The sequence below is a fragment of the Actinomycetota bacterium genome, from assembly GCA_030776625.1.
In the GTDB taxonomy this organism is placed as follows: domain Bacteria; phylum Actinomycetota; class CADDZG01; order CADDZG01; family WHSQ01; genus MB1-2.
The window spans coordinates 240,274-265,070 of the sequence record JALYHL010000005.1 but is presented as its reverse complement, the minus strand read 5'-3'; the positions used below and the strand labels follow the sequence as shown (position 1 = coordinate 265,070).

The following is a 24,797-nucleotide window of genomic DNA, read 5'->3' as shown; positions in this document are numbered from 1 at the left end:
GTCGTGGTCGGAGCTGCCGTCGTAGTCGTCGGAGCAGCCGTCGTCGTGGTCGGCGCGGTCGTCGTCGTGGTCGGCACCGTCGTGGTGGTCGTGGTCGGGGCGGTTGTCGTGGTCGTGGTGGTTGTCGTGGTCGTGGTCGTGGTCGTGGTCGTCGGGGCCAGGGTCGTGGTGGTCATGACGTCCTGGTCGTAGCAGAAGCTGATGTGGCTGATGCCGGGACCCCCGCCGGTCAGACCAATGTCCGATATGGCCTCTGGGTCGTACACGTACCGGAGACCGCCATTCGCAGCCTTGACGATGACCTGGTCGATTCCCGTGGTGTAGGTGAAGCCGGCAGTCATCACCCAGCTGAACGTAGTGGCTTCGTTGGGACCGGTCTTGCCCGCAGTCGTCGTGATCGTGATCGATACGCCGCCGGGCCCGGTGAGGATCGCGGTGCCGCCTACGGTCGTCGGGACATCCTGGGAATCGAACTTGATCTCCTGATAGCCGGCGGGGCAAGCCTGGTTCCCAGTAAAGGGGATGGGAGTGACGTGGGCGGCGTAGGACGGCACTAGGGCCATGACGAGAATGCTGACTGTGAACACCGTCACCATCACGGCAACTACGGAAGTGTTACGGGCCCTGCGGCCTAGTACGTAAGCCATTCCGCCCTCCAGACACCCCTAGCCGAACCCGCGAAAGTTCGGTCCTGAGTGACCGTACCAGGGGGTATAAGCCCCCCGCAAGTGGGAGGCACGTCCCTCGAACGTGTAGTTCTACTGGTTCACCCTGCCTCCCGGATGCTGCCACAGCCCCGCAAACCGACCCAGATGCTGGTAAATCGGCCAGCCCGCAGCGAGGCCCCCACGAAGAGGCGGCATAGCCCGCTCACCGACAGACCGAGGGGGTGGCGGACGGCTTGGGAAGCTCGATCGGCACCAGCTGAACCACCCTCTCCGTCTGGAACTCCCTTTTGCCGACGATCACCGCGACGTCGATGCCCGGGGCCAGCCGGCGCGGTTGGATCTGGGTCCCCGGCACCGCGGCCGCCACCAGCTCGGCCATCGCCTCCGTCTCGGGTTTCGCGCGGTCGTAGAAGATCACGTGGCTCTTGTGGTTCAAGCGCGATGCGTTCACGGTCTCTTCGATCTCGACGGGGCCACGCCCGGCGTCGGTCGCCTCTACCAGCGCGGCGGCGGCTCGCTCCGCGGCTCCGTCTATCCCACTCCCGTTGTAGACGCCGACGCGGACCGTGGAGGGGTCGATCCCGGGTACGCCGTCCGCCTCGGCGGGCGACTCGTTGTTCGCCACCGCCTCGAACAGGACCTCCATCGCCTCGGTGTCGGGCAGCACGACCGAGGCCCCGTCGATGTTGCCGATGCCGAGGTGGGGTGCGACGTAGGCCTCGTAGCGCTGGGGGTCGAACGAGCGCAGGCGCTGGGCGAGCTTCCGCAGCCCCAGGATCGTCGTGTTCTTGTCCGTCTTCAGGTTGTCGCCCGCCACGTCCGCCAGCTCGAGCAGTCGCCCCGGGCTCAGCAGCGTCTCGGTCGACGTGATCTTGTTGATCGCGGCGGCCACGAAGCGCTGCTGGTTCTGGATGCGTGCGAAGTCGCCCGAGGGGAAGTTCCTGGAACGCACGAACCGCAGCGCCCGGTCGCCGTCGAACTTCACCATCCCGAGCTCTTCTTCCGCGACCTCTATCCCCGTCTTCGGATCGAACGGGATCGGCTCGGTGATGCACAGCTCGACCCCGCCCAGCGCGTCGACGACGTCGCGGAAGCCCGCGATATTCACCTGGACGTACTGGTTGATCTCCAGTCCCGTCAGGTCCTTGATCGTACGGACGAGATGGTTCGGCCCCCGCTCCAGAGCCGAGTTGATCTTGTTCTCCCCCATGTCCGGGATCGGGACGTAGAGGTCGCGCGGGAACTGGACCATCGTCACCCGGTTCGCGGCGGGATCGATGTGGGCCAGGATGATCGTGTCGGCCCGCTCCCCCTCGACCGCATCGGCGCCGAGTTCGAATTGTTCCTCTTCCGTGAGGTCGCCGCGGGAGTCCGAGCCCACGAGCAGGGCGTTGAACGGCGCCAGCTCTGCCATGGGTTGGACCTCGGGAACATCTACCTGGACGTCGCCTTGCGTCTCGTAGTACTTGAACGCGCCGTAGCCCGCGACGGCCGTGATCAACAACAAAGATGCAAGTACCGTCCAGTGCCACCAGGGGTGCTTGCGCTCGCGCACCCGGACACCCCGCAACACACCGTCGTACCGGCTCGCGGCGAATGGATCGGGGTCTCGCTTGAACGGGTTCCTCATCGTGGTCGATTATCGAGCCGCGCTAGAACAACAACGCCTGCAAGTTGTGATGTTTCTACTGAGAAAGGCTCAGTCGGCGGCGGTGGGCCCGGTCATGTCTTCGGGCTTCACCCACTCGTCGAACTGCTCGTGGGTCACGTACCCCAGCTTGACCGCGGCGTCCCGGAGGCTGATGTCTTCCCGGTGAGCCAGCAGAGCTATCTCGGCCGACCGCTCGTACCCGATGTGGGGATTGAGCGCGGTAACCAGCATGAGCGAGTTCTCCAGGTGGTCCTGGATCACGTTGCGGTTCGGCTCGATGCCCACGGCCGCATGGTCGTTGAAGGAGCGAGCGGCATCCGCCAGCAGAGAAGCGGACTCCAAGACGTTGTGCAGCATCAGCGGCTTGTAGACGTTCAACTGGAACGCCCCTTGAGAGCCGCCGAAGGCGACGGCGGCGTCGTTTCCGATGACCTGCGCGCAGACCATCGTCATCGCCTCCGACTGCGTCGGGTTGATCTTGCCCGGCATGATCGAGGACCCGGGCTCGTTCTCCGGGATCTTCAGCTCCGCGATGCCGGCGCGCGGCCCCATCGCGTAGTAGCGAACGTCGTTCGCGATCTTGTAGAGCGCGATCGCGAGCGTGCGGATCGCGGCGCTGACATCGACCATGGCGTCGTGCGCGGACAGCGCGGCGAACTTGTTCTCCGCGGCCTTGAACGGCTTCCCGGTGTCCTCCGCCAGCTTCGCTGCGACCAGGTCGCCGAAGCGCGGGTGCGCGTTCAGCCCCGTTCCCACGGCGGTCCCACCGATCGCGAGTTCGCAGACGCCCGGCAGCGACCGGCGGATGCCTTCCAGGGCACCGTCCAGTTGCGCCACCCACCCGGAGAACACCTGCGACAGCCGGACCGGGGTCGCATCCTGGAGATGGGTCCGGCCCACCATCACGACGTCGTCGTAGCCGCTCTGTTTGTCGTGCAGGGTGTCGCGCAGCGCCTGAACCGCCGGGATGAGGACATCCTCGACCTGTTCGACGACCGCGACGTGCATCGCGGTCGGGAAGGTGTCGTTGGAGGACTGGCCGCGGTTCACATCGTCGTTCGGGTGAACCGGCTTCTTCGAGCCGATCTCGCCGCCCGCCAGCTGGATCGCGCGGTTGGCGATCACCTCGTTCGCGTTCATGTTGGATTGCGTGCCGGAACCGGTCTGCCACACCACCAGCGGGAACTGATCGTCCAGCTTCCCGGAGATCACGTCATCGGCTGCCTTCGCTATCAGCTCGACCTTGTCCTGAGATAGCTCGCCCAGCTCTCCGTTGGCCAGGGCCGCCGCCTTCTTCAGCAGCCCGAACGCCCGAATGACGGGGCGGCCCCAGACGAAGCGATCGCGGCCGATCGGGAAGTTCTCGATGGAGCGTTGCGTCTGCGCCCCCCACAGCACGTCGGCGGGTACGCGCACCTCGCCGAGACTGTCCTTGTCGGTCCTGAAACCCGTCACTCCAGAACTCCTAGGGGCTGGTTACGTAGTCGCCACACAGAAGCGGCAGATCGCAGCGGTCGACGGCGTCGGCGGTTCGGGCGAGAGCGAGGCTGGTCAGCAAGACCCCAAGTCCTAGAGCCAGCGACCACACGACGACGGGCCGCCTGAACCCCGTGACGTTCGGCTCGATCCCCTTGCTCTCGGCCGCCGGGCCCTCGAACGACACCTCGGCCATCACCATCCGTGCGTCGACGAGCTGACGCTGGCGCACCATGACGGTCGCCGGCGCCCACGGGTTCGAGCCGCCATACAACCAGGCACCCGGAGCGGAGCGGTCTTTCACGACCCGCACCTCCACCCCCGCTTCGGAGAGCCGCCCCGCTACGAGGTGGGCCTCGATGTCGTTGGCCGCCGTCAGCAAGCGCACCCAGCCGGAGCCCCCGCCACCTCCCTCGTCGCCCGCGTCGCGGGCGGGGGGAAGCGAACCGGTACCTCCTACTGGCCTGCCCGCCAACATCGTCGTCATACATCCAGCCTATTCCCGCGTCTGCATCGATAAAGCGGCGGCCGACGCCAGGAGTCGTGAACGCCTTCGGTGTTTACTGCCTCGGCTGCAATGACTTCAACGTCTGCGTCCACTCCGCGTGGTAGCGAGCGCCGCCGGAGTCGACATCCTGGACGTAGTGCTCCTTGACCGTAAGACCTGGCCCCGGAGCGAACCACACCTCCGCGTTGACCTGACCCTCTTGCTCACCGCGGAGATCGATCACATAGGTCATCCCCCAGACCTCGACGCGTTCACCCCCGATAGCCATCGATGTGTGTTCGAACACCTCGCTCGCGTAGCTCCCATACGTCTCCCCCGTCCACTCGCCGTGCCACTCCAAACCGACGCGAAGAGAGCGCGGCGCGGCCAACATCGGCGGGCTGAAGTCGATCTCGGACTCCCTGGTGACGGGGCCGAAAGTCACCTTGTTGCGCTGCTGCGTGATCTCGACTCCGGTTGAGCCCGCCCGGAACGCCGTCCAGATCTGGCGTTCATCCGAGAAGTAGTGGTGTTGGTTCCAGGTCTGATCCTGGCCGACGGTGATGATCCGTTGTGTCTCAGCCGGGAACTCGCGGCGTGCGCCACCGACCTGCTCGTGACCTTCCGTCGCCCACGAATACACCCCCTCTTCCGGCGGGGCTACCCCGTGCTCGACACTCCCTCCCGTGGCGCGGGGTGATCGTCTAGCGGTGGTCGGATGCTGCACGCGCGATGACGCGGTCGAGCCACCGCCCGGACGCAGCCGCGTGAGAGGCGCCGCCTTCTCCGCCTCAGCGCGGTCCGGCTTGCGGCGAGGTGGCTGCTGGTTGGGTGCGTCCTGCGGGCCTTCGGAGCGTCCACCGACAGCTAGATCGGTGCGCTCCGCCCGGAAGAGGTCGATGGCATGAGAGCGATCCACCGGATTGACCGCCGTGATCCAGCGGTAACCCGCGATGGTGGTGACGGACATCACCGCCACCGCCAGGACGGCGAGCTGAGCTTGGATCCAACACCTCCTGCGCTGGCGGCGCTGTTGATGGGTGAACCCCCCGGGTGGCTGGCTCCACACGCTCATGACCCCTCCTTCACTGAATGACGTTCAGTAGATACTGAATGACGTTCATTCATATGTCAAATCGGGAGGCGGAACCCGTTCTTTGCTACCGTGCTGAATATGGTTCAGTCAGATCCGGCCCCGGAAGGCCGCGCTCTCGACCAGGCCCGCCGGCCACGCGTGACCAAAGCGCCGGATCAACGCCGGCGGGAGATCCTCGACGCTGCCACGCAGCTGTTCCGTGAGCGGGGCTTCGACGTGACCACGGTGCAAGCGATCGCGGGGAAGGCCGGAGTAGCGGCGGGGACGGTCTATCTGTACTTCCCGTCCAAGGAGGCCATCCTGGTGGCGCTGCAGGAGGACTTCGAGACGGGGCTGCTGGATCGCTTCGCGGAGGTAGCCGCAGCGGTGTTGGCCGAAGAAGAGGCAACCGGTCAGATCGTCGACTACCAAGAGGTCGTCGAACGTCTTCTGGATGGGACCGTGGATTACAGCCTCGGCCGCCGAGCCGTCTGCGAGGTCATGGCTCGGCACGCCGGGCGCGCCGGCATCGCGTCCGATGACGCGCTGCTGACCGGCGGTCTCACCGAACTGTTGGCTCGCGTCATCCGCGAGGGGGTACGCCTCGGCTACATCCACACGTCCGACCCCGAGATGGCCGCCTACCTTTTGAACCTTGCCGCCGTGAACGGGATCGGCCATGCGATCGCGTTCGAGGGCGACGAGATGCTCGCCCGAGTCGTGCGTCAAGCCAAGGAGCTCTACATCAAGGCTCTCGCGCCTTCAGGGGATCAGACGCCGGAGACGACAGGCTCTTAGACCTTGCCGAAGATCTGGCGAGCGATCACCACGCGCTGGATCTGGTTCGTCCCCTCGTAGATCTGCGTGATCTTCGCGTCGCGCATGAAGCGTTCGACCGGGTATTCGCGGATGTAGCCGTAACCGCCCAGCGCCTGCACGCAGTCGGTCGTCACCGCCATGGCTACGTCCGATGCATAGCACTTGGCGATCGCGGCCCAGTAGGAGACGTCCGCCGCACCTTCGTCGACGGAGGAGGCGGCCTTGTACACCGCCATCCGGGCCGTCTCGATGCTCATCGCCATGTCGGCGAACATGAACTGCATCCCCTGGAAGCCGGCGATCGGCTTGCCGAACTGCTCGCGCTCGCGGCAGTAGGCGACGGCGAAGTCGAACGCCCCCTGCGCGATGCCTAGAGCCTGCGCCGCAACCGTCGGACGGGAGAAATCCAGCGTGCGCATCGCGAGACGGAAGCCTTGATTCACCTCGCCCACCACGTTCTCGGCAGGCACCCGAACGTCGTTCAGGAGCACCTCGCGCGTAGGTGATCCCCTGATGCCCATCTTGTCTTCCTTGCGGCCGAGCTCGAAGCCGTCCATGTCACTCGAGACGAGGAAGCACGTGATGTTGCGGCCCTTGGGCGCGTCCGGATCCGTCACCGCGAAGTACGTATAGAGGTCGGATGCTCCGGCCCCCGTGATGAACCTCTTCGAGCCCTTGAGGATCCAGTCGTCGCCATCCCGCGTTGCGCGGCTGCGCATGGCGGCCGCATCGGACCCCGAGCCCGGCTCGGTCAGGCAGTAGGACATCCGATGATCTCCGTTGGTGAGACCGGTGCAAACCTTCTTTTTCTGCTCGTCCGTGCCGGCGAGGAGAACCGGGATCGCGCCCAGCTTGTTGACGGCGGGAATCAGTGACACGCCGGCGCAGACGCGAGAGATCTCCTCGACCAGGATGCACAGCTCTACGGCTCCTCCACCCGCCCCGCCGTACTCCTCCGGATAAGACACGCCGGCGAACCCCGCTTGTACGAGCGCCTGATCCACGTCGTGTGGGTACTCGTCGGCCTCGTCGATCTCGGCGGCTCGCGGCGCGATCTTGTCCTGCACCAGCTCGCGCACCGATTGCCGGAACATCTCCTGCTCTTGGGTCATGTGGAAAGACAAGCCCTCGGTCATGACGGTGATGCTACCCGTGCCTGCGCTTACAGTTTCGGCCTCATGAAGACGCCCGGGCGGCCCCTGCGCATCGCGCTTCTCACGTATCGCGGCAACCCATACTCGGGGGGCCAGGGCGTTTACGTCCGCTACCTCTCGAAAGCGTTCGTCGACCTCGGCCACGAGGTAACGGTGTTCTCGGGGCCGCCCTATCCCGATGTCCAAGAGGGCGTGGAGCTCGTCACCGTGCCGAGCCTGGACCTGTATAGGAGCGAGGATCCGTTCAGGGTGCCGGCCCGCCACGAGTTCCGCGACGCGATCGACTACCTCGAGTTCGGGATCATGTGCGGCGCGGGGTTCCCGGAACCTCTGACGTTCACGCTTCGAGCGGCGCGGATGTTGATCGAACAGCGTCGTCGGTTCGACATCGTCCACGACAACCAATCACTGGGTTACGGCTTGCTGCGCGTCCAAAACGCGGGCCTCCCCGTCGTCGCGACGATCCACCACCCCTGCTCGATCGACCGCGAGATCGAGCTCACCCGCGCCCAGACCTGGAAGAGGCGCGCCTCGCTCAGGCGCTTCTACGGCTTCACCCGCATGCAGGCGAGGGTCGGAAGGCGGCTTCCGCGGGTGATCACGGTTTCGGATGCCGCGCGCCTAGACGCCGTCCATGCGTTCGGCCTCGCCTCCGATCGTGTGACCGTGGTGCACAACGGCGTCGACGTCGACCTGTTCCGGCCCGCTGCAGCCGACGTATCGATCCCGGGGCGGATCGTCACCACAGCGAGCGCAGACGTCCCGCTGAAGGGGTTGGTCTACCTGATCGAGGCGCTCGCGAAGGTGCGGACCGAGCACGAGGATGCGCATCTGGTGGTCGTGGGGGCCGCCGCCGTCGGCGGGCCCGTGGCGAGGGCGATCGAGAGGTTCGGCTTGAAAGACGTGGTCACCTTCGAGACACGCGTCGACTGGCTGAGGCTCGTCGAGCTGTATCACGAGGCACAGGTCGCGGTCGTCCCCTCGTTGTACGAGGGGTTCTCGCTACCCGCCGCCGAGGCGATGTCGTCCGGGACCGCCCTCGTCGCGACGGACGCGGGCGCGCTTCCGGAGGTGGTGGGACCCGACGGCGAGGCCGCATTGGTGACTCCCCCGGGAGATCCCGGTGCGCTGGCAGCAGCGATCGGCAGGATCCTGGACGATCGCGAACTTCGCCGCCGGCTCGCCGACGCGGGACGGCAACGGATCCTCGACCGGTTTACGTGGCGTTCGTCGGCGGCGGCGACCACCCGCGAGTACGAGCGGGTGATCGGCTGGTGCTGACGGTCGACCTCGACCTCCTCCAGGTGCAACCGGGTGAAGACGTCCTCGATCTCGGCTGCGGCGCCGGCCGTCACACCTACGCGGCCCTCGAGCGAGGCGCGCGCGTCGTCGGGGTCGATCTGAATCGGCGGCTGCTCGAGGAGGTGGCGTCGATCTGCGCCGCGCTGCTGGCCGAGGGGCGGGTGCCTCCTTCCGCGGCCGCGCAACTGTTGTGTGGCGACGCCACCCACCTGCCGTTCGCCGACGCCACCTTCGACCACGTCATCGCCTCCGAGGTGCTGGAGCACATCCCCGCCGACACCGCCGCCATGCAAGAGATAGAGCGCGTGCTGAGGCCGCACGGGAGCGCAGCCGTCACGGTTCCGAGGTGGTGGCCGGAGAAGGTCTGCTGGGCGCTATCGGACGAGTACCACTCGAACGATGGCGGACATGTGCGCATCTACCGGGCGGAAGATTTACTGACGAAGCTGAAGCGGCAGGGACTGAGCGCCCGGCGGACCGCGCACGCACATGCCCTGCACGCGCCGTACTGGTGGCTCAAGTGCGCGAGCGGCGTCCGCGACGAAGACGCACCGCTTCCCAAGCTGTACCACCGCATGCTCGTGTGGCAGATAGAAAGCGGCGCTCGCTCGCTGGAGCTGCTGGAGCGGGCGATGAACCCGCTGCTCGGCAAGAGCTTCGTCGTCTACGCGGAGAAGAACCTTGCTTGAGGTCGTTCCGGCGCTAACGCGGGTCCAGCTCGATCAGACCGTGCAGGCGATCGGATCGGTGCAAGCCCGCGACGGCGCCATCCCGGAGCTGCCGGGGGGCGTCACGAACCCGTGGAATCACGTCGAAGCCGCGATGGCACTCGATGTCGGGGGCTGCAGCGACGCTGCGACGCGCGCGTACGAGTGGCTGGCGCGAACGCAACAGCCGGATGGGTCGTGGGCGGCCGGTTACCTCGGCAGCGAGATCGTGGACCACACGCGAGACTCCAACTTCAGCTCCTACGTCGCCTTCGGGAGCTGGCATCACTTCCTCGCGACCGGCGACCGCTGCTTCCTCGAACTGATGTGGCCGGTGATCGAGCGGGCGCTGGAGTTCACGCTGGCGCTACAGCTCCGGACCGGTGCGATCGCATGGGCGCGAGACGCCCGCGGCACGATGTGGCCGAGCGCGCTGCTCACCTCGTGCTCCTGCATCTACATGAGCATCAGAAGCGCACTGTTGGTCGCGGCCGCTCTCGGCCGCAACCGGCCGGAGTGGGAGCTGACGTTGGCAACGCTGGGCAAGGCCATCCGCGGGGCCGGTTCTGAGTTCCAGCCGAAGGACAGGTTCTCGATGGACTGGTACTACCCGGTCCTGGCGCGGGTGGTGCAGGGGGCCGAGGCGCGGCTGCGACTGAACGAGCGGTGGGAGTCGTTCGTGATCCGCGGGCGCGGCGTCCGCTGCGTCTCGGATCGTCCTTGGGTGACGGCGGGAGAGACGGCGGAGCTCGTGTTGGCTCTGTGGGTGGCGGGCCTCCACGTCGAGGCGAACATGCTTCTGGAGTGGGTGCAGCATCTACGCGAGGACGACGGGGCTTACTGGATCGGGGCGACTTTCCCAGACGGCACCGTGTGGCCGCGCCAGAAGCCGACCTGGGGCTCCGGAGCCGTGGTGCTCGCGGCCGACGCTCTGGCAGGAGGGATCACGGCACGCTGCCTCTAGCCTCGGCGGCTCACGACCTGCGCAGAACGCGCAGGCTCCCCTGCTCGGATAGCTCCTCGAAGCGGCCGGACTCCATCGCCTGCCGGTAGATCTCGAACGGTGGCCGTCCCCCTTCCTCCGGATCAGGGAAGACATCGTGGATCGCGAGCAGGCCCCCGGTGACGACGTGACGCGACCACCCGTCGTAGTCCCTCTGCGTGGTCTCCATGCTGTGGCCGCCGTCGATGAAGACCACGCCCAGCGGCGTCGCCCACGCCTGCGCGACCACATGCGAGTGGCCGACCACCCCAACCACGACATCACCAACGCCGGCGCGTTCGATCGTGTCGCGGAACACCGGGAGGGTGTCGACCCTGCCTTCGCTGTCCACCAGCCTCGAGTCGTGATACTTCTCCCCGGGTTGATGCTCCTCAGACCCCCGGTGATGATCGATGGAGAACACCACCGCGTCCGCGATCGAGTCCCGCACCGCCGCGGCTAGATAGAGGGTCGACTTCCCGCAGTAACTCCCGATCTCGACTATCGGTCCCAGCGGCGCTGCCCGCAGCACTGCGTCGTAGAGCGCCATCCCTTCGTCGTCTGGCATGAAGCCGATCGCCCGCTGCGCAGCATCTCGAAGCCGGGGGTCCATGTGGAAGATCAGACCAGACCCAAGTCAGCGGAGCGGCGACGTCACCACGACGTAGGTAAAGGAGCGGTCGATACCGCTCACACGGCGGAAGTCTGCGTCGCCAGCTCAGGGGCCACGGCGTTCTGCATCACCAGCGCGGCCGCCTCGAGCCGAGAGTGCACTTCGAGCTTGCGCAGGATGTTCTGAACGTGCGTACGGGCGGTCTGCACGCTGATCGTCAGCTGAGCAGCGATGGTTCGGTTGCTCGCGCCGTCGGCGAGCAACGCGAGCACCGCCCGCTCCTGCTGTGTGAGCCGGGCGGTCAGGTCGGTCACTCTGTCCCGCTCCTTCCGATGCTGCACGAGCCGCGCCAGCAGCGGACCCAACATCGGACGCGGGATCTGACTCTCGCCTTTGTAGGCAGCGCGTGCAGCCTCCACGAGCTCACCTAGCGCGGCTTCCTTACTGACGTATCCGCTGACGCCGGCCTCGATCGCGAGCGCCAGCGTTTCTCCGTTCTCCTCCGCCGCGATCATCACGACGCGGCACGTTCTGTCCGTCTCCCGCACCAGCCGCGCGGCATCGATCGCGCCGCAGTCGGCGATGTCCGCATCCAACACGATGACATCGGGGTGGACGCGGCCCGCTTCGGCGACGACTTCGCGTCCAGAATGAGCGCGCCCTACGACCTTCAAGTCAGCGTGACGGTCGAGAGCGTGCCCGACGGCGGACGCGAATACCGGCAGGCCGTCGGCCACGAGCACGCGGATCTCGCTCGTCGGCTGGCTCACGTGGACCTAGCGAGACGGCTGCGGCTCGAGTTCGCGTCGCGGGTGTTCACGGAGACCACCCCGTAGCGCACCGCCTGCGACGCGGCCTCGACCCGCGAATGGACCTGCAGCTTCGTGAGGACGTTTTGTACGTGTGTCCGAACCGTGTTCGGTCGCAGGGACAGGCGACGCGCCATCTCCTTGCTGCTCGCTCCCTCGACCAGCAACGCTAGGACGTCCCGCTCACGGGCGGTGAGCTGGGCCGCCAGCAAGCCCATGGCACCCTCATCCGGCACCGCTCTCCGCCGCGTGTGAACCGCTGGCTGCCGCATCACTCCGCCCGACCGCACCTCGTCGAACGCGCTGATCACGTCTGAGAACGTCCCGCTCTTCGTCACAAATCCGTGGAAACCTGCGTCAAAGGCAGCGGTGGCGGTAGACGCCTCGCTGCTGCCGGTGAGCATCACGACCTTCGTTTCTGGGGATGCGGCGAGGATCTGCTTGCCCAGGTCGATCCCGTCAAGATCGGGCAACCTGTAGTCGATCAGCGCCATGTCCGGTTGGGTCCGGCGGACGAGCTCGATCCCTTCCCGGGCGGAGGCGGCGACTCCGACGACCGTCACTCCTGGCTTGTCCTCCAGCGCCATCTCCATGGCTTCTCCGAACAGCTTGTGGTCGTCAACCACGGCGACCCGCAACGGAGGCTCGGTCGTGGATTGCCGCGCGAGTACCGCGTGGTCCGGATCCGACGACGTTGCGTTGCCACCAGCCATGTCCAGTAGCCCTCTGTAGTCGTTCACGTACGTTACGCAATTGTGACCGTATTAGAGGGCAGCGACCAAAAGAAATCAACCCCGTCGGGGGAAGAGACCCCCCCTTTTGGAGGATGGAGCCAGCTGACCACCCCTCCGGTCGGGCTAGTCCGTTGTGGGTGCCGGCGCGCGCGGACTCTGGACAGGTCGAGCCTGACCTCTAGGCGCTTACCAGGAGACTAGCGAGCGAGGACCCGCGCCTCCGACAGGGTCGGGGCGATTCCGACTCTGACGTCGCGGCCGCCGCACCGAATGACGGCGTCCTGCATCCCCCCATCGACGGCAAGCACCTCTCCCGGGCGCGTTTTGACGCTTGTCACGCCAGGAAAGCTCGCCCTGTACCAGGCGCGCATGGACCGGCACAAACTCCGGTTGCCGGCTCGCTGCACGAGGGCGAGGCCGACCGCGATCGCCCCCCGCTTCGTCCACGCGTTCAGCTCTCCACCCGACCACGCTGCGGCTCGGTCAAGCGAGTGGTCGAGAGAGCGGGCCTCGTCGCCACTCGGCGCCTCGAACAGCCACAGCAGGTTCGCTGCCCCGAAGACATCGTCTACAACAAGCCGCCACGGCGCCGGCAGACCGGCGAGATCGCGCGGATCCCCGCCCTCTTCACCTGAGCGGTAACGACTGGGAAAGAGGACCTGCGCGCTCTCCGTCGGCGGGTTTCGATGCGCGGCGTCGACCGCCTTCCACCCTCCGTCTCCTAGGAGCTCGCAAACGAATTCGAGCCCCCGGTCGTAGGGGAAGGACCCCTGTCGCTGGAGGTAATGCGGAAGGTCGCGCAGGTCGGCCGTCGGGTTGTGAGGGTGAGAACGGTTGCGCAAGATTGACATGCGATCGGCGGTTGAAAGCGCATGGCTCGCATAGCGGTGCATCGTCAACGTCGCGTCGCCCTCTATGACTGCGAGTCTTGCAAGTCCCGCATCCTGATCATGCAGTGAGGTAGCAGCCAGCCCCAACAGATCGCGCTGGTGAACGAGGGCGTGGTTGAGCTCGTGAGCGAGCACGAAACGAGTGCGCGGAGACAGCCCCCGCTCGTCGCTCGTCCGGACCAGAAGCTTCTCGCTCGCCGGGATGTAGAGACCCTCGAGCCCTTCGCTGGTGACGCGGTGCGAGATCTGTTGCAGATCCATCGACGAGGGTGCCGCGCCGAGCGCCGACAGGAGCCGGCCGTGAAGCGCGAACGCGTCTGAGGCCGTCCACGACAGGAGCGGGTCGGCAAAGCGATAGGTGAAATCCTTAGCCGCAAGGAACTTTGGGCGAACCGGGTGGCGGAACTGGAGCCGGCGGATCTTCTCGACGGCTGCGGCGACATCGTGCACGGCCCTCCTCCCGCCCCACTCAGCAGGGGTGTCGGACCCATCCGGCGCTGGGGAACTGGGCTTCCCGGTGAGGAGATCGTCGTTTCCGGTGCACTCTGCGAGCTCGTTGATGCCGCGTCCGCCGGTCACATCCTGAAGCCACGCTCGCACCACTTCGTCGACGGGTTTTCTCTCGGCCGCGCGAGGTCGGTCGGCGCTGGTGGTAAAGGACGTGCTGCAAGCAGTAAGCAACGGCACAAGGAACAGCGCCGCCCTCACCCGATATCGGTCTCGCCCTGTACCCGCCTGACAGCGTTCGAACATCTAGATCGCCGACATCAGCGATTTCATGATGTTGATCGCGGCCGGCCCCACGAGAACCGTGAACAGGGTCGGGAAGATGCACACGAGCAGAGGGAACAACAGCTTCACGGGAGTCTTGGCGGCCTTCTCCTCGGCGATCTGGCTGCGCTTCTGCCGCAGCTGGTGGGCCTGAACGCGCAGGACGCGCCCGACCGAGATCCCGAAGGCGTCCGCCTGCCCCACCGCAGTGATGAACTGGTCGAGATCGTCTACCTCCGTCCGCTCGGCGAGATTCCGGAGAGCTTGCTCGCGCGGGACCCCGATCCGAAGCTCCTGGAGCATCCGGTAAAGCTCGTCGCTGAGCGGCCCCGGGATCGCGCCGGTCACGCGCGCGAGCGCGGAATCGAATCCCAGCCCCGCCTCGATCGCGATCGTCAACAGATCGAGCGTGTCGGGTAACGCGAGCCGGACGGCCCGCTGCCTCGCTTCGACCTTGCTCGTCAGCCACATCTTCGGGAGAAAGCCCGTCACCGGGATGATCAGCCACAAGAGCGGCGCCACGCGCCCAGACGAGCTCAACGTGACGAGAAGGGCGAGCGCCATGAGCGGGAACCCGACGGCGATGGCGAAAAAGGTATCCACGTCGAGGCGCTCGGAGACGCCGCCCAGCACCAACCGCCTGCTCGTTTGCTCCGCTAGGCCCTTCGGTCCGAACCGATAGACCAGACGCGCCGCCTTCTTCCCCAGCGGACCGATGACTCGCGTGCTGAACGGCCCTCTCATCGTCGCTTCCCTACTCGCGGCGACGGCCCGATTGTCCAGCAGCGCGTCTTCGAGGCCTGCGCGGATCGTTGCCCGCTGCGCCCGCGTCCTCATGACGTTGTATGTCACGGCACTGACCCCGGCGAACGTCAGCGCGAGACTGGCCAGCTTCATCAACTCAGGCGCCATGTCAGACCTCGATCCTGATGATCTTGCGCATCCAGAAGAACCCGATCGTCATCATGAACGCGGACCCGGCGATCATCAGAAGTCCGATCGCGCTGTTGAAGAGCGGCTGCAGATAGCCGGGGTTCGTCAGGAGCAAGAAACCGGCCATCAAGAACGGCAGGACGCCCAACACCACGGCCGAGAGCCGCCCCTCGGCCGTCAGTGCCTTGAGCTGGCCGCGCAGGCGCTCGCGCTCGCGGATCGTCTCTGAGATCGTCTCGAGAACCTCGGCGAGGTTGCCCCCCACCTCTCTCTGGATCTCGATCGCAAGCACCGTCCATTGGAAGTCGACGATGGCGACCCGCTCGGCCAACGCTTTCAGCGCAACGTCGAGGGGGTTGCCAAGCCGGACCTCCGCCATCGTCCGGCGGAACTCCTCGGACGCGGGCGGTTTGACGTCCTCGCCGACGGCCCCAATGGCTTGCTGAAGGCTGTATCCCGCTCTCAGAGCGCCACCCATCACCAACAGCACATCTGGAAGCTGCTTGTAGAAGGCGCTGCGGCGACGGGCCGCTTTGATCTTGACGATCACAGGCATCGTCGCTGCCCCCACCAGGAAGAGCAAGAACGCGAGGAAGACTCCTCCGAACGAGAACGCCAGCAGCCCGGCAATGAAGGCGACGACTCCGCTGATGACGAGAACCTCGCCCGCATGCCACCTCATGCCAGCCACCTCGATCGCCCGTTCGAGACGCTGTAGGTGACCCGTCCGACCCGCCACTTGCGTGGCGAACTCCTGCGCCCTCTTGAGAACGGCGGCGTTGATCAGTGCTTCTGAGTCCACCTGTTCGCTGCCGTCGTCGGCGTACCACATGACTCGTTGTGCGGGAGACGAGCGTCTTGCCCGGAGCTGCTCCGAGGTGATGAGGGCGAGCAGCCCCGCCGCAAGGAACACGACAAGGAGAAGCACCGGAAGCGGGATGTCCATCAACGACGGGAACAGGTTCCCGGCGGCCGACGGCGCGGGCATGAGGCGGAAGGTCTTTGACCCGGTCACGGTTCCCGCTTCCTCATGCACCGAGACCTCGACCTCGACCAAGCTCGCCCCGGGGTCGGGATCGCGGACGCTGACCGTGTAGCTGCTGACGAGTTCCGTTGCAAGGCTCTCGAAGAGGTCTGACAGCTTCGAGGAATCGGCCGTGCGGAACAACCGGCCGCCTGTCTCGGTCGCGAGGGCCCTGATCGAATCGGCGGAGAACTCCGGGCTCTCCAGGGCTACCGCGAAGACCGTCGCCTGCGCCGACTTCGCCCCCTCAACCGCTGCGTCCAGCGTCGCCGCGCTCGCGGTGTCGGCGCCGTCACTGAGCAGGACGATGTTGCGGTGCTGCGGGGGCCGGGCCTTCACGAGCTCGGCGGCGGTGATAACTGCGTCATACAAAGCGGTCTCGCCGCTGGCGGTCAGGGATCTCACCGCTGAGACGATGCGGCTGTGATCGTCGGTAAACCTCGACGCTATGGACGCCTCGCTTGCGAACGGGACGAGCGCGAGCTGGGTCGTCGAGGCCATGTCGGCGACGAAGGAGGTGATCGCCTTCTTGGCCTCGGCGATCGGGCGTCCTTCCATGCTCCCGCTGCTATCCACGACGAGGGCGACTCCTCCCGGGCTGGTCTCGCTCGAGTCGGCGATGGCCACCACGCCGTCGGTAGCAAGGCCGTTGATGGTGACGTCGAAATCGCCCGACGTCAGCAGCGGCCCGCCGGGGGTGCTCACGGTGAAGGTGATCCGGCCGTCGCTGCGCTCCGCGTCGGCGATCGTGGCCCTCTCCGCCGCCGTCGCGGGAGAAAGCCCGAGCGCCAGCACGATCCCTGCCGCGACGAGGGCCATTGTCTTGTGCACCCCTAGCTCCTGTCCGCGGCCGTCAGAAGACTGTCCTCGATGAACATCGCGGGTGAGAGGTGGATGCCCTGGTCGGCGAGCTTCTGCACGAACTTCGGACGAACCCCGGTCGGCTTGAGCTGTCCCAGAAAGCGGCCGTGGTCATCGAGACCTTTGTCGAAATCGAAGAGGAAGACGTCCTGCAGAGTGATGATGTCGCCCTCCATCCCCTCGATCTCGGTGACGTGCGTGATACGTCTCGAGCCATCCTTCAGCCGGGACTGGTGGACGATCAGATCGACCGCCGCCGTGATCTGCTCGCGGATCGCCCGCATCGGCAGGTCCATTCCCGCCATCAACACCATCGTCTCGAGACGAGACAGCGCATCCCGCGGCGAGTTCGCGTGCAGCGTCGAGATGCTTCCATCGTGGCCGGTGTTCATAGCCTGGAGCATGTCGAGCGCCTCCGCCCCTCTGACCTCGCCGACGACGATCCGGTCCGGACGCATACGTAACGAGTTCCTGACGAGGTCCCTGATCATCACTGCTCCGGTGCCCTCGATGTTTGGGGGCCGCGACTCGAGCTGGAGGACGTGAGGCTGATTCATCCGAAGCTCGACCGCGTCTTCCACCGTCACGATCCGCTCGTCTTTCGGGATGTAGGAAGAGAGCACGTTCAATGTGGACGTTTTGCCGGCCCCTGTGCCTCCCGAGATCAAGACGTTCAGCTTTCCCTCGACGCAGAGCCTCAGGAATTGAGCGACGGATCTCGTGAAGGTCCCGAAGGAAACGAGATCCTCGTCCGTCAAGGGATCGGCGGAGAACTTCCGGATAGTGAGAAAGGGGCCGTCGATCGCCAGAGGGTGGACGACCGCGTTCACGCGTGAGCCGTCGGCGAGACGGGCATCGACCATCGGAGAAGACTCGTCGATACGTCGCCCGACGCGGGCGACGATCCCATCGATGACCGTGCGGAGATGGGCGGCGTCGGCGAATCGTTGGTTGGTCTTGTAGATCTTTCCTGCTCGCTCGATGTAGACCTGATCGGGCCCGTTGACCATCACCTCGGTGATCTCCGGATCCTTGAGGAACTCCTCGATCGGTCCATGACCCAAGACGTCGGATTGCACGTCGGTGAGTAGCCGCCGGCGCTCCTCAGACGACATCGGCGTCTGTTCGTCACGCAACAGCCGCGCCAGCTTGTCGCGCACGTGGTTCGATAGCTTTTCGGGTTCGAGGTCCTGCTGGTAGAGGACCGTCCCGAGCTCCTTCGCGAGCTTCGCGTGCAGCCGCCGTCTGGCGTCGTACAGCTCGGGTCGAGCGGCTTTACCATTGCCTTCCCACACCTGTTGCTGCGCGGACGCGCCGTCTCCGTTCGTCATCGTCGGGGTCTGGTCCGAGACAACACCGCTCTCCCGGCGGCGGTCGGCGAGTAGCTTCGCTAGCTCAGACATGGCTCTCCTTCTAGGACTCGGCCGGCCGCGGCTTCATCGCGCGTAGCAACGAGCGCGATTTGGGAGCATCTGCTGCAGGAAAGAGCTCTGCCTGCAGATCCCTTGCGAGTTTCGATATCGCTTTCGAGGCGTGCGCTCTGGGATTGTGAGAATGCAGTGGCTCCCCGTTGTTGAGGGATCTCGGGACGGCGACATCGCTCGGGAGCTCCGCCGCGATCGGTCGCTGGAGCGCCTTTGCGACCTCGCTCGTAGGAAACCCGACCTTCGAGTCGGCGCGGTTCAGGACGATCCGAACCTTGCCGGTATCGATGTGGAGACTTTCCAGAGCGGAAAGCGCCAGCTTTGCGTTCTTTACCGCCGGAAGGTCGAGGCTCGTCACCAGAAAGGCGAGGTCGCATGCTTCTAGCGCTGCAAGCGCGTGCTGGTCCAGGCCCGGAGCCGTGTCGACGATGACGAGCTCCGCGGTCGTGCGAAGGGCACGGATCGATCTCCCGACTACCGCTCCATCCAGTCGCTGCGGCGTCAACGGATCTGTGGCGGAAGCGAGCACTCTGAGCCCCGAGGGATGCAAGCTGAGGACACCCGCCAGCGCGGACTCGTCGAGCTCGCCCGTGATCCCGGCGATCTCGCCCAAGGTCCGCTCGGGACGAAGCCGTAACGAGGCCGCGCAGTCGCCATAGCTCACGTCTGCATCGACGAGAGCGGTGTGGATCTTCGCTTCGGCCGCCAGCACCGCGAGATTGGTAGCGAGGACGGTCTTCCCGGTCCCGCCCTTCGGCCCGAACACCACGACGACGCGTCCCGAGCGCCGGGTCTCGCTGTGCCTCTGCGCGACGATCTCGGTCTCGACCATCGCGTGAGCACGGATGACGGCGGAGGGAAGCTCCCGCTCACCGTCCTCGACAGCGACCACGTCTCGGATCCCGTGACGCATGGCGTTCTTAAGGGTCACGGCGTCGGCGGCGTCGGCAACGAGCACGAACGCGGTCCCGGGATAGTCGCGCCCAGCAGCCAAACTCTGCTGCAGATCGCTCTCGCTCGCGTCCGGTCCCAGCACCACCACCGACCTCGCATGAAGGGCGATGTTTCGCTTGACGTCCGACCAGTCGGCGCTTGCTCGGACGGCGAAGTTCCCGTGCCGTCGGAGGATCTCCTTCAGGATCGAGGCGATGTGCGGGTCGGTATCGAATATGACGACGTTGGTCATGCCGTTTCGCCTCCCTGTGGCACGAGCGTGAACCACAGCTTGGCCTTCTCCTGCGCGTGGATCAGAAGGGCAGCTTCCTCGGAGGTCACCGCCAGGACGATGCTGCCGGTTGCCGTTGCTCCGCCGGCACTGCTGCTGCCCTCAGCCGGCGTCTTGACCTCCTGCACCGGGAGGTTCTCGAGAAGCAGCATCGTGACGCCGCCTTCTCCCGCGTTGAAGACGCGCGCGCTGGAGGGGATACGAGACTTCTTGATCATCTTCCCCGCGGCCTTCTTCGCCTCGGCCGTGACGTAGGCGTTAAGCCTGTCGCCCGCCACGATGTGACCCGCTACGCCTCGCACGTATTCGAGCGGCAGCGACAGCGCTTCGGTGCCCTCCGGGAACTCGGACAGGAATGCGTCTTGTGGCGACGTCTTGAATCGCTGCGAGGTGAGCTGCTCGCCGCTGGCGATGTCGTCAGCGAGCGTGAGGCCGGCAAAATCGTCGGGCGAGCTGAAGGCGCCTGGGAGGGCGTATCTCTGGGGGACCGTTTGCACCTCGAACGCCTCGGCGTCGATGATCTCCCGGCCCGACATAGCCGCGGGCAGCGAACGGCTCGCGACCAGAACCGAGCGCGTCCGCTCCCCCTCCAGCGACTTCTTCTCGACGCCACTGACATAGCTCGACACCAACAGGACTGCGCTGCCGCCCATCACGAGCGCCAGCATCAAGGTCAATAACCTGCTTTTCATCGGGTCTCCTTGTCCTTCCTGTCTCTAACCTGCAAGCTTCACTACGCACACACCGTCTTTGTCCGTGCAGGCAGTCCCATCCAGTTCTGCGTTCGCGCTGTCCAACGCGCGAAGGAAGAGACCTTCGACCGGGAGGCCCGGCGGCGGTCCCGGACTGGTGATGTAGAAAAACGCCAAGCGGCGGAGCAGCAGGGGCTTGCTCGACCCTTTACTAGGGGGAGCGAACCGCCATTGGTCGTTGTTGTCCGCGTCGATAGCGTCGGTGTGCTGGAACTCGATGATGCGCGAAGCGCCCGGGACGTCGGTCTCGACCGCGCCGTTCACCGGGTCGACGTGGACGGTCAGAAGGATGCCGACAAGGCACGGGTTGTCGTGGTCGAGGATCTGATAGATGCCGTCGCCGTCCCTATCCCGGACCGTCGCGTTGAAGCTGTCTTCGTTCGCGCAGGTCAGCGTGCTGACCCCGCGGTCGGACAGGCCCTGCTTGGTCGGGCCCGACAGCACCCCCGTCTCCGGGTACACGCGGGCACCCTTCGCGGTGTGGCACGGCACGACGTCGTCCGATGCGAGCCCGGCCAGCAGGTCCCAGTATTCGTTACCGCCGCCGCCGTGCGGGAACAGGCCGTCGGGAGTGTTGGGCGGAGGACACGGCTCCCCCTTCAGGTCGGCGCCCTGGAAATTGCCGCTCGACTGACCTCCGGTGTCGAGGAACAGTTCCTCGCGGGGGCCCCCCCACCCCTCCAAAGAGAACTCGTAGGGGCATCGCCCAGGGTAGTCGTTGTTGACCTTCGCTACGATCTCGTCGTACGTGGCCGAATCGCCTGCGTGGCCGTCGTAGGTCTCGTCGGGGCAGTCGACGACGACCCATGGGACCAGTTTCTCGCCACCGAGCGCGCCGCTTCCGACGACCGCGGTGGCCTTTGCGCCGATCGGGTTACCGGAGCCGTCGCTCTTGAAGTGGCGTCCGTCGAACCCCAGGACCGGTGCCAACAGGAAATCGAACGCCCTCGCGCGGACGGTGACGTCGACACAGTCGAGGTAGTGAGTGGCGCCGTTCAGCTCGATCGGACAACCCTGGTCCCCGTCTTGCAGACGCTGAGTTATGACGTCGTCGGTTTCTTCGTCGTAGACCTCGTGGTGCACGCTCGGGTTCTCGGTGACGTAGAACTTCGCAGTCGTGTCGGCGTCGGCCTTGCTCGCGGGCAGTTGCTGCGCTCCGGACATGGCGGCGACATCTGCCGTCCGCTGGAGCTCCCGGCGTTCTTCATACATGCGGCCTACGTCGACGACGAGCGCGGTGCAGCCGAACAGCACTATGACAAGGATCGCGACGAGCACGGTCGTCACTCCACGCTCGCCCGTCGGGATGCGCGATCGGATCCTCACCCGAACCCTCACGGCGTCACTCCTTCCGCATCCGTGCGGTGGAGGTGACGTCCAAGGGCGCGGTGAAGATCACCAGCTGCAGGTCGTACTGCGTGGTACAGGACATCTGGACCTGATCGTCTGCCGGGTAGGACGCGGTGCAGTCCAGGGGGCCTCCGAGATCGGGCGCCGACGCCTCCGCGTCCGTTTCGGCATCGGGGTCGGACAGCGAGAGGGACCGAACGCCCTCGCGCGCTGCGTGAGTGACACTGATCCAGCGGTTGAAGACGAAGCCGAACTCGATGATTCCGAAGACGAGCAGGATGAGGACGGGAAGGATGATCGCGAACTCGACGGCGGCGGCGCCGTCCTCGTCGCAGATCCTTCGCGTTCGCTTCGTTCTCGTCTGCGGATCCATTGGCTCCCGTAGTCGCTCTCGATCGACGGTCATGCGGACTAGTCGCACAAGCTGCTTAGGGTTCGTAGCGCGGGGGCGCCGGCGAACACACTCGCTCGGGTCTTTTCGCGAAGAGCCGGGGCGACAACTCGCCCCGGCTCTTTGCCATTACTCGACCCTTGAGTTAAGGCGCGACGTTGATCGCGTCCGCGACCCTGTTGAACGCAGCGTTCACGTCGGCACCAACCGCCGTCACGGCGAGGATGATCACGGCCGCGATCAGCGCCACCATGAGGCCGTACTCGACCGCGGTTGCGCCCTTCTCGTTGTTCAGCTCGTGCAACCGGGCTACCAGTGCGTTCAGCATCTGCATCTGCTGTCACTTCCCTTCTTACGCTCCTGCCCTCAGCCGTTGCTGACGGCGATGTGACGAGCACGCTAGGCCCGAGCGAGGAAGCTGAGATGCAGCAGTCGGCGTATTTACGGATACGCACTTTGCAGGCTCCGGGCCGATGCGGAGACGAGTAGAAATCGAAGCCACACCGTTCGGTGTAGCTGCATATACGCATTTTGAATGGTGCCGGTTCGTTTCGACCGGGATAGAAAAAAGAGACGTCGGCCGAGACGCGCCGGTCGCCAGTGAGGGGGAGGAACATCCGGATGCGACGAGAGCATGTCCCTCCGCAGAACCGATCTTCGTTCGCGGAGACAGAGCTAGAGGTCGTCGAACAAAACCTCGTCGATGTGACCGTGCTCAAAGAGGTATTTGGCCGCGACGGGATCAAAGGGGCGGCGTTCTGCTGCGAGCTCTGCGACGGGCACCACTACCTGGAGTGGGAGCTCATCGCGGGGACGCTTCAAGAAGTGCTCGACAAAGGGCACCTGCGAGCGCACGAGCCCGCCTGCGATCCCAACCCTCGCGACTATGTCTCGTGGGACTACGCATGCGGGTTACTCGATGGGTACGAGTCGTACAGAGTGACCGAGCCGCGCGACGTCCTCGTCCAGGTGATCGTGAACGACGATCCCGCGACGGGGGCGGGATGATCGGGCGCCCAACGAAGCGTCGCGCCGAAGACGGGTGGATCAGCGCAGGCGGAATTCCACCACGTTGTACGTGAACCTCAGGTCCTCGGTGTAGCCGGGTTGCGCGATGCGCGCCCGCACCTCGTACCGGCCCGCGCTCAGAAGCTGCGTCGGCCTCGGGATACGACGGGTCCAGGTGCCGTCTTGCTCGTCCAAACGAGCCTCACCCCAGATCGGCCGCTCGCAGTGCCAGGGCTGCATGCGCTGCTGACGGAAATCGAACCACGAGCAACCAGAGCCGCGCATGCGGCGCAGCGCTACCTCGACCCTCTGCGGGCGTGGCCCGAAGGCGCCGGAGCTCACGGTTCCGACGATCTCGCGCAACTCGGATACCGCGAGAGTGGCCGCGTGGAGCGGCGAGGTGATCGTCGTGAATGCGGCAGGATCACCGTGGATGTGAACCTCGCAGTTCTCGACGCCGCCGGCGTCGAAGCACTCGTCCGATCCCTCGCCGGCATCGCCACCGCCGGCCTGGTCGATGAAGTCGTCACCGCCGAACGCCAAGACGACGTTGGCGCCGCGGCCCCCGAAGATGCGATTTGAAGCGGCGTCGCCGTAGATCTCGTCGTCATGAGCGGAGCCAGCGACGTGTTCGAATCCCGTGACGGAGTCGCTGCCGGCACCGGTGGCGGTTCCGGCTTGGATGTCGACCGTCACCCCGAGCGGCGAGTCCAGGAACGAGATGACGTCGACGCCCTCGCCTCCGTCGACCGTGTCGCCGCCAGTTCCACCGTCCAGGTGGTCCTGTCCGGCACCGCCCGCGATGGCGTCGCTTCCGTCGTCGCCTCGGACTCGGTTCCCCAGCGCGTCTCCGGTGATGGCGTCATCGAAGATGCTGCCCCAGACGTTCTCGATCCCTCGCAACGTATCTCCGGTCGACACCGGGGCGACCGCCTGACGCGACAGGTCCACCTGGACCGCGGCGTCCTCGAAGTTGAATGAAACGGTGTCCGAGCCGCTGCCGCCGTCGAGCATGTCCGCCCCCTCACCGCCGAGCAGCAGATCGGAGTCGAAGCTCCCGTGGCCGCCCTGCAGCTTGTCCGCATCGCGGCCCCCGAAGAGGTAGTCGCCACCATCATCGCCGGCCCTGAGCACGTCTTCTCCCGCGGCGCCCACCAGGGTGTCGGCCGCGCCATACGCCCCATTCAGCCGGTCCTCGCCGCCGCTGCCGTTCAGGTAGTTGAGCCCGTCTCCGCCGTAGGCCAGGTCGTCTCCGCGCCCGAGGTCGACCAGGTCGTGCCCGGTTCCACCGCTGACGTAGTCGGCGCCACTCCCCGTGCAGATCCGGTCATTGCCACCACGTCCCAACACGATGTCGTCGCGCCCGAACGTCACGATGACGTCCGCCCGCTCCGTCCCGCGGACGACGCCGTCGGGGCCCGCCCCCTCGATAGTGGCGACGCGGTCGAAGCAGACATACTGGACATCCACCGGCGAGGACGCGGCCGGCAGAGCCGCGGCTATAGCAGCGGCGACGGCGACAGCACCTGCCAGGATCCTCTTCATCGTCGGCACCTTCCGGCCGTTTCCTCCCTCTCGTCCTCTTCAACGTATCGGCATCAGGCCGGTTGCTCCTGACTTGTTTGCACTAGGCTCCCCCAGCCACTCAGCCAAGGAGGACGTGACCAGTGAGCGGAGACATCTCCCAGATC

24 protein-coding genes are annotated in these 24,797 nt (G+C 65.9%); 5 read left to right on the top strand and 19 right to left on the bottom strand.

The window, feature by feature from the left end:
• The 5 genes from M3N53_10315 to M3N53_10295 all read right to left on the bottom strand — a co-directional run.
• Positions 1 to 563: hypothetical protein (locus M3N53_10315; GenBank protein ID MDP9068720.1), on the bottom strand; the 563-nt coding region annotated here is incomplete at its 3' end.
• A gap of 307 nt (positions 564 to 870) precedes the next feature.
• Complete coding sequence (locus M3N53_10310) at positions 871 to 2,298, bottom strand: LCP family protein (protein MDP9068719.1); 1,428 nt, start codon at positions 2,296 to 2,298, stop codon at positions 871 to 873.
• Between the two features lie 69 nt (positions 2,299 to 2,367).
• On the bottom strand, positions 2,368 to 3,774 hold the full coding sequence (gene fumC / locus M3N53_10305) for a class II fumarate hydratase (protein MDP9068718.1): 1,407 nt from the start codon (positions 3,772 to 3,774) through the stop codon (positions 2,368 to 2,370).
• A 10-nt stretch (positions 3,775 to 3,784) separates the two neighbouring features.
• Positions 3,785 to 4,282: a DUF2007 domain-containing protein gene (locus M3N53_10300; GenBank protein MDP9068717.1), complete on the bottom strand. Its 498-nt coding sequence runs from the start codon at positions 4,280 to 4,282 to the stop codon at positions 3,785 to 3,787.
• Between the two features lie 73 nt (positions 4,283 to 4,355).
• The gene (locus M3N53_10295; protein ID MDP9068716.1) at positions 4,356 to 5,357 is read right to left on the bottom strand and encodes a hypothetical protein; all 1,002 of its coding nucleotides are present in this window, start codon (positions 5,355 to 5,357) and stop codon (positions 4,356 to 4,358) included.
• 99 nt (positions 5,358 to 5,456) lie between these two features.
• On the opposite strand from M3N53_10295, the gene M3N53_10290 reads away from it, so the two are divergent.
• Positions 5,457 to 6,155, top strand: a complete 699-nt coding sequence (locus M3N53_10290) for a TetR/AcrR family transcriptional regulator (GenBank protein MDP9068715.1) — start codon at positions 5,457 to 5,459, stop codon at positions 6,153 to 6,155.
• Here M3N53_10290 and M3N53_10285 read toward each other — a convergent pair.
• Entirely contained in the window at positions 6,152 to 7,312 is a 1,161-nt protein-coding gene (locus M3N53_10285; protein ID MDP9068714.1) for an acyl-CoA dehydrogenase family protein, read from the bottom strand. The genes M3N53_10290 and M3N53_10285 overlap by 4 nt on opposite strands.
• 42 nt (positions 7,313 to 7,354) lie before the next feature.
• On the opposite strand from M3N53_10285, the gene M3N53_10280 reads away from it, so the two are divergent.
• Genes M3N53_10280 through M3N53_10270 form a run of 3 tightly spaced genes read left to right on the top strand, consistent with a single transcriptional unit; the run spans position 7,355 to position 10,303 of the window.
• On the top strand, positions 7,355 to 8,611 hold the full coding sequence (locus tag M3N53_10280) for a glycosyltransferase family 4 protein (protein ID MDP9068713.1): 1,257 nt from the start codon (positions 7,355 to 7,357) through the stop codon (positions 8,609 to 8,611).
• Positions 8,605 to 9,321 carry a class I SAM-dependent methyltransferase gene (locus M3N53_10275; protein MDP9068712.1) on the top strand — a complete coding sequence of 239 codons (717 nt, stop codon included), beginning with the start codon at positions 8,605 to 8,607 and terminating at the stop codon, positions 9,319 to 9,321. Before M3N53_10280 ends, M3N53_10275 begins: the two co-directional genes overlap by 7 nt.
• Entirely contained in the window at positions 9,314 to 10,303 is a 990-nt protein-coding gene (locus tag M3N53_10270) for a prenyltransferase (protein MDP9068711.1), read from the top strand. Before M3N53_10275 ends, M3N53_10270 begins: the two co-directional genes overlap by 8 nt.
• 10 nt (positions 10,304 to 10,313) lie before the next feature.
• Here the strand turns inward: M3N53_10270 and M3N53_10265 are convergent, their stop codons facing one another.
• From M3N53_10265 to M3N53_10210, 12 genes are all read right to left on the bottom strand, one after another.
• Complete coding sequence (locus tag M3N53_10265; GenBank protein MDP9068710.1) at positions 10,314 to 10,934, bottom strand: class I SAM-dependent methyltransferase; 621 nt, start codon at positions 10,932 to 10,934, stop codon at positions 10,314 to 10,316.
• Positions 10,935 to 11,011: 77 nt separating this feature from the next.
• Positions 11,012 to 11,704, bottom strand: a complete 693-nt coding sequence (locus M3N53_10260; protein MDP9068709.1) for a response regulator transcription factor — start codon at positions 11,702 to 11,704, stop codon at positions 11,012 to 11,014.
• Positions 11,701 to 12,483, bottom strand: a complete 783-nt coding sequence (locus M3N53_10255; GenBank protein MDP9068708.1) for a response regulator transcription factor — start codon at positions 12,481 to 12,483, stop codon at positions 11,701 to 11,703. The genes M3N53_10260 and M3N53_10255 overlap by 4 nt, the downstream gene beginning before the upstream one ends.
• Before the next feature lie 191 nt (positions 12,484 to 12,674).
• Entirely contained in the window at positions 12,675 to 14,075 is a 1,401-nt protein-coding gene (locus tag M3N53_10250) for a hypothetical protein (protein ID MDP9068707.1), read from the bottom strand.
• Between the two features lie 45 nt (positions 14,076 to 14,120).
• Positions 14,121 to 15,050, bottom strand: coding sequence for a type II secretion system F family protein (locus M3N53_10245; protein ID MDP9068706.1), 930 nt, complete (start codon positions 15,048 to 15,050; stop codon positions 14,121 to 14,123).
• A gap of 1 nt (position 15,051) precedes the next feature.
• Positions 15,052 to 16,926: a type II secretion system F family protein gene (locus M3N53_10240; GenBank protein MDP9068705.1), complete on the bottom strand. Its 1,875-nt coding sequence runs from the start codon at positions 16,924 to 16,926 to the stop codon at positions 15,052 to 15,054.
• A gap of 2 nt (positions 16,927 to 16,928) precedes the next feature.
• On the bottom strand, positions 16,929 to 18,359 hold the full coding sequence (locus M3N53_10235) for a CpaF family protein (GenBank protein MDP9068704.1): 1,431 nt from the start codon (positions 18,357 to 18,359) through the stop codon (positions 16,929 to 16,931).
• Between the two features lie 10 nt (positions 18,360 to 18,369).
• Positions 18,370 to 19,566: an AAA family ATPase gene (locus M3N53_10230; GenBank protein MDP9068703.1), complete on the bottom strand. Its 1,197-nt coding sequence runs from the start codon at positions 19,564 to 19,566 to the stop codon at positions 18,370 to 18,372.
• Positions 19,563 to 20,297 carry a Flp pilus assembly protein CpaB gene (cpaB, locus tag M3N53_10225; GenBank protein MDP9068702.1) on the bottom strand — a complete coding sequence of 245 codons (735 nt, stop codon included), beginning with the start codon at positions 20,295 to 20,297 and terminating at the stop codon, positions 19,563 to 19,565. The genes M3N53_10230 and cpaB overlap by 4 nt, the downstream gene beginning before the upstream one ends.
• A 24-nt stretch (positions 20,298 to 20,321) precedes the next feature.
• A complete protein-coding gene (locus M3N53_10220) occupies positions 20,322 to 21,695 on the bottom strand; it encodes a pilus assembly protein TadG-related protein (protein MDP9068701.1) in 1,374 nt (457 codons plus the stop codon).
• Positions 21,696 to 21,699: 4 nt separating this feature from the next.
• The gene (locus M3N53_10215) at positions 21,700 to 22,080 is read right to left on the bottom strand and encodes a pilus assembly protein (GenBank protein ID MDP9068700.1); all 381 of its coding nucleotides are present in this window, start codon (positions 22,078 to 22,080) and stop codon (positions 21,700 to 21,702) included.
• Between the two features lie 163 nt (positions 22,081 to 22,243).
• Entirely contained in the window at positions 22,244 to 22,432 is a 189-nt protein-coding gene (locus M3N53_10210) for a Flp family type IVb pilin (protein ID MDP9068699.1), read from the bottom strand.
• Between the two features lie 287 nt (positions 22,433 to 22,719).
• On the opposite strand from M3N53_10210, the gene M3N53_10205 reads away from it, so the two are divergent.
• Complete coding sequence (locus tag M3N53_10205; protein ID MDP9068698.1) at positions 22,720 to 23,106, top strand: DUF5319 domain-containing protein; 387 nt, start codon at positions 22,720 to 22,722, stop codon at positions 23,104 to 23,106.
• 39 nt (positions 23,107 to 23,145) lie between these two features.
• Here the strand turns inward: M3N53_10205 and M3N53_10200 are convergent, their stop codons facing one another.
• Positions 23,146 to 24,651 (bottom strand): hypothetical protein, encoded by a 1,506-nt coding sequence (locus tag M3N53_10200; GenBank protein MDP9068697.1) that lies wholly within the window; start codon positions 24,649 to 24,651, stop codon positions 23,146 to 23,148.
• Positions 24,652 to 24,797 lie beyond the last annotated feature (146 nt).